Source organism: Saccharomonospora iraqiensis subsp. paurometabolica YIM 90007 (genome assembly GCF_000231035.2).
In the GTDB taxonomy this organism is placed as follows: Bacteria; Actinomycetota; Actinomycetes; order Mycobacteriales; family Pseudonocardiaceae; genus Saccharomonospora; species Saccharomonospora paurometabolica.
This window is the reverse complement of sequence record NZ_KI912259.1, coordinates 232683-236067: the sequence shown is the minus strand read 5'-3', so window position 1 is coordinate 236067 and position 3385 is coordinate 232683. Positions and strand designations below refer to the sequence as shown.

The following is a 3385-nucleotide window of genomic DNA, read 5'->3' as shown; positions in this document are numbered from 1 at the left end:
CCGACGCTGGTGCAGATCGCCGACTCCGACGGCGCCGCCCCACCGGAGGCCGCCGCGCGCGCGGCGTTCCGGGCCGGTGCCGAGGTGCGGCACTACCCGTGCGACCACTTCGACGCCTGGCCCGGCAGACCGTGGTTCGCCGCGGCGCTCGACCACCAGATCCGGTTCCTGCGGCGCCACCTGTTCCCCGGCTGACCACGCACCACGACCCCGCACACACGACACCGGACCACGCACGGCACCGAACGACAGGGACCCGCCCGGTGGGAGTTGCCCCACCGGGCGGGTCCGACAGGTACGGCCGGTCCGGCCGGTCGGTGGGTCAGCCGGTGACCAGGCTGAGTCCGTAGGCGTTGAGTGCTTCGTTGACGGGCTGGAAGTAGGTGGTGCCGCCCCAGGTGCAGTTGCCGGAGCCGCCGGAGGTCATGCCCTGGGCCTGGTTGCCCGAGATGAACGAGCCGCCGGAGTCACCGGGTTCGGCGCACACGTCGGTGCGGGTCATGCCGTAGACCGCACCCTGGGAGTAGCGCACGGTCTGGTTCTTGGCCTCGACCGTGCCGCAGTGCCAGCCGGTGGTGGAGCCGGACCGGCAGATCGACGAGCCCACCGGCGCCTCGTTCGAGCCGGAGACCGTCCTGGTGCCGCTGTAGGTGTTGACGTACGGCCGCGGCGTGTCGTCGGAGCCGGTCTCGACGTAGGCGTAGTCGTTGTACGGGAACGACGAGCCGGCGAAGGTGCCGCTGGGCTGCGAGGTGGACTCGCCGGTGGAGCCGCAGTGCCCGGCGGTGACGAACCCGCCGTTCACGGCGAAGCCGACCGAGCAGCGCCCCCCGCTGCCCATGTAGTAGGCGTTGCCGCCCACGACGTCCATCAGGGCGCGCGGCCGTTCGGCGGACTCCACGACCTCGGCGGTGTCGGCGTCGACCCCCGCGGAGGCGACGAACTCCTCGGCCCCGGCCGCGGTGCCCGGGGTGGTGGTCACGACCACCGAGTTGCGTTCGACGTCGACGTACCACCCGGTCACCGACCCGGGCGCCCGGCTCTCGGCCCGGTTCAACCGGTTGGCCGCCGCTTCCAGCTCGGCCGCACTGTCGTCGACCATCCGGGCCTCGGCGCCGGCCGCCCGCGCCTCGCGCAGCTGTGCCGGGTCGGTCACGGACACGACGAGTCCGCCCTTGTCGGCGTCGTAGAACGATCCCCCGAAGCTGTCCCCCAGCTCCGCGCGGACGGTCTCGTCGACGGCGCGGGCCGTCGCCTCGCTGCGCAACCGCTGCTCGGCCTGGGTGCCGCTCAGGCCCAGATCCCGCTCCATGGCCTGAACCATGCCGGGGTCGACGTCCATGGGTGCGGGTTGCGCCGACGCGGGCAGGGCGAAGGCCGCGGCCGTCCCCGCGGCCAGCACCGCGGCGGCCCCGGCACGGGCCGCGAATCCGTTCCTCGTCCGTTTCATGCCATCCTCCTCGGGACGTGATCGTCCGGACAGGTGGCGAAGTATGCGGAGGCCCCCTCGGGCCGCACAGCCGCCTAACGGACCGCGACGAAAGTGGGAAATTGCCCAACCGCTCTACCCGGGCCTGGTCACGGGGGCCTGCTCGGACGCGGGAGCTCCGGGTGTATCCCTCGATCGGCCCAGTACTTCGGACTTCCGGACATCGCGGGAGCAATGTGGGCCGTCACCGGATCGGCGCAACCTCCGGTGAACGACGACGCCCAGGGGGCGCGGTCCCCGCTGCCCGTTCCCGGGGCTCGGTGACCATTCCGTCGGCGGACGAGAACATGTTCTACTCATGTCCGGGGGGCGGCACGGAGGACCACCCCACCGCACGAACGGAGGCACGTCGATGACGACACACGCCGTGGGTGGCGAACTGGTCGAGACCCCGGTGGAGATCCGCTCAGCGAGCGCCTGTTCCGCGCTGTTCGCGGTGTCGGCGCCGGCGGCGACCACCCTGCTCGCCGGGGCCGGGCTGGCGCCGGTGCGCCCGTGGCCCGGGCGGGCGCTGTGCTCACTCGCGTTCGTACGCTACATCGACGGCGACCTCGGGCCGTACCACGAGTTCGCGGTGGCGCTCCTCGCCCGCGCACCGGGACACGCGCGGGCCGGCGCGTACATCCACCGGCTGCCGGTGAACGGGGAGTTCACCCTGGCGGCGGGGCGTGGGATCTGGGGCTTCCCGAAGGAGCTCACCACGATCGACCTGCGACTCTCCGGCGGCACCCGGCGGTGCGTGCTGCGGCGCCCGGACGGCCGGTTCGTGCTGGGGATGACCGTGCGCCCGGGCCTCCCGGTGCCGTCGGCCGCGGGCGGGACCGACGTCGACGCCTACAGCCTGCACGAGGGCGTGCTGCGGCGGACCCCGTGGGAGATGCGCCCCGGACGGGTCCGGGCGGGCCTCGGTGGTGCCCGGGTGGTGCTCGGCGACGACCCCATCGCCGACGAGCTGCGCACGCTCGGGTTGCCCCGGCGGGCGCTGACCACCACGACGATCGGCGCCCTCGGCATGACCTTCGGCGACGCGGAGGAACTGTCCTGACCGCGTGCGCCACGGCGGCGGACGTGGGTGCTCACCCGGGCCGGACCCGGGACGCCGTCGGTTAGCCTGGCCCCCGGACCCGGAGGGAGGGGAGCCGATGGACACGCCGACGGTCGCACTGCTCGGACTCGGCGAGGCGGGCGCCGCCCTCGCCGCCGATCTGGTCACGGCGGGAGCGGTGGTGCGCGGATACGATCCGGCCGTCGCGGCCCCGGACGGCGTGCTCGGCTGTCCGTCCGAGGCGGACGCGGTGGCCGGGGCGGACCTGGTGCTCAGCGTGAACAGTGCCGCCGCCGCGCCCGGGGCGTTGCGGGCGGGGATCGGCGCGCTCGGGGCGGACGCCGTCTGGGTGGATGCCAACACCGCCGCGCCGGGGGTGAAGCAGCAGCTCGACCACACCGCCCGCGAGAACGGTCACCGGTGTGTGGACGTCGCGCTGATGGCCACCGTCCCGGGCCGAGGTCTCGGTGTGCCGATGTTCGCGAGCGGCGCCGGCGCCGAACGGGCCGCCGCACTGCTGCGGCCGCTCGGTGCGCCGGTGGAGGTACTCGACGGCCCCGCCGGGGTCGCCGCCGGGCGCAAACTGCTGCGCAGCGTCTTCTTCAAGGGGATGGCGGCCTCCGTGGTGGAGGCGCTGGAGGCCGCCCGCGCCGCCGGGTGCGAGGACTGGCTGCGGGACAACATCGCCACCGAGCTCGCCGGCGCGGATGAGTCCACTGTGGACCGTCTGGTGAGCGGAAGCCACACGCACGCCGTGCGGCGCGGCGCCGAGATGGACGCGGCCGCCGCGATGCTGGACGACCTCGGCGTGTCGCCCACCGTGACGCGCGCGGGCCGCGAGCTGCTGCGCG

3 protein-coding genes and 1 pseudogene are annotated in these 3385 nt (G+C 74.3%); 3 read left to right on the top strand and 1 reads right to left on the bottom strand.

Features of this window, described 5'->3' with window-relative positions:
- Positions 1-195: pseudogene (locus SACPADRAFT_RS33470) on the top strand (alpha/beta hydrolase); the annotation flags it as partial.
- 127 nt (positions 196-322) lie between these two features.
- On the opposite strand, the gene SACPADRAFT_RS0222030 reads toward SACPADRAFT_RS33470, so the two are convergent.
- Positions 323-1450 carry a S1 family peptidase gene (locus SACPADRAFT_RS0222030; RefSeq protein ID WP_007027005.1) on the bottom strand — a complete coding sequence of 376 codons (1128 nt, stop codon included), beginning with the start codon at positions 1448-1450 and terminating at the stop codon, positions 323-325.
- A 391-nt stretch (positions 1451-1841) separates the two neighbouring features.
- On the opposite strand from SACPADRAFT_RS0222030, the gene SACPADRAFT_RS0222025 reads away from it, so the two are divergent.
- Positions 1842-2534: an acetoacetate decarboxylase family protein gene (locus SACPADRAFT_RS0222025; RefSeq protein ID WP_007027004.1), complete on the top strand. Its 693-nt coding sequence runs from the start codon at positions 1842-1844 to the stop codon at positions 2532-2534.
- Between the two features lie 97 nt (positions 2535-2631).
- On the top strand, positions 2632-3385 hold a 754-nt coding region (locus SACPADRAFT_RS29285), incomplete at its 3' end, for an NAD(P)-dependent oxidoreductase (protein ID WP_007027003.1).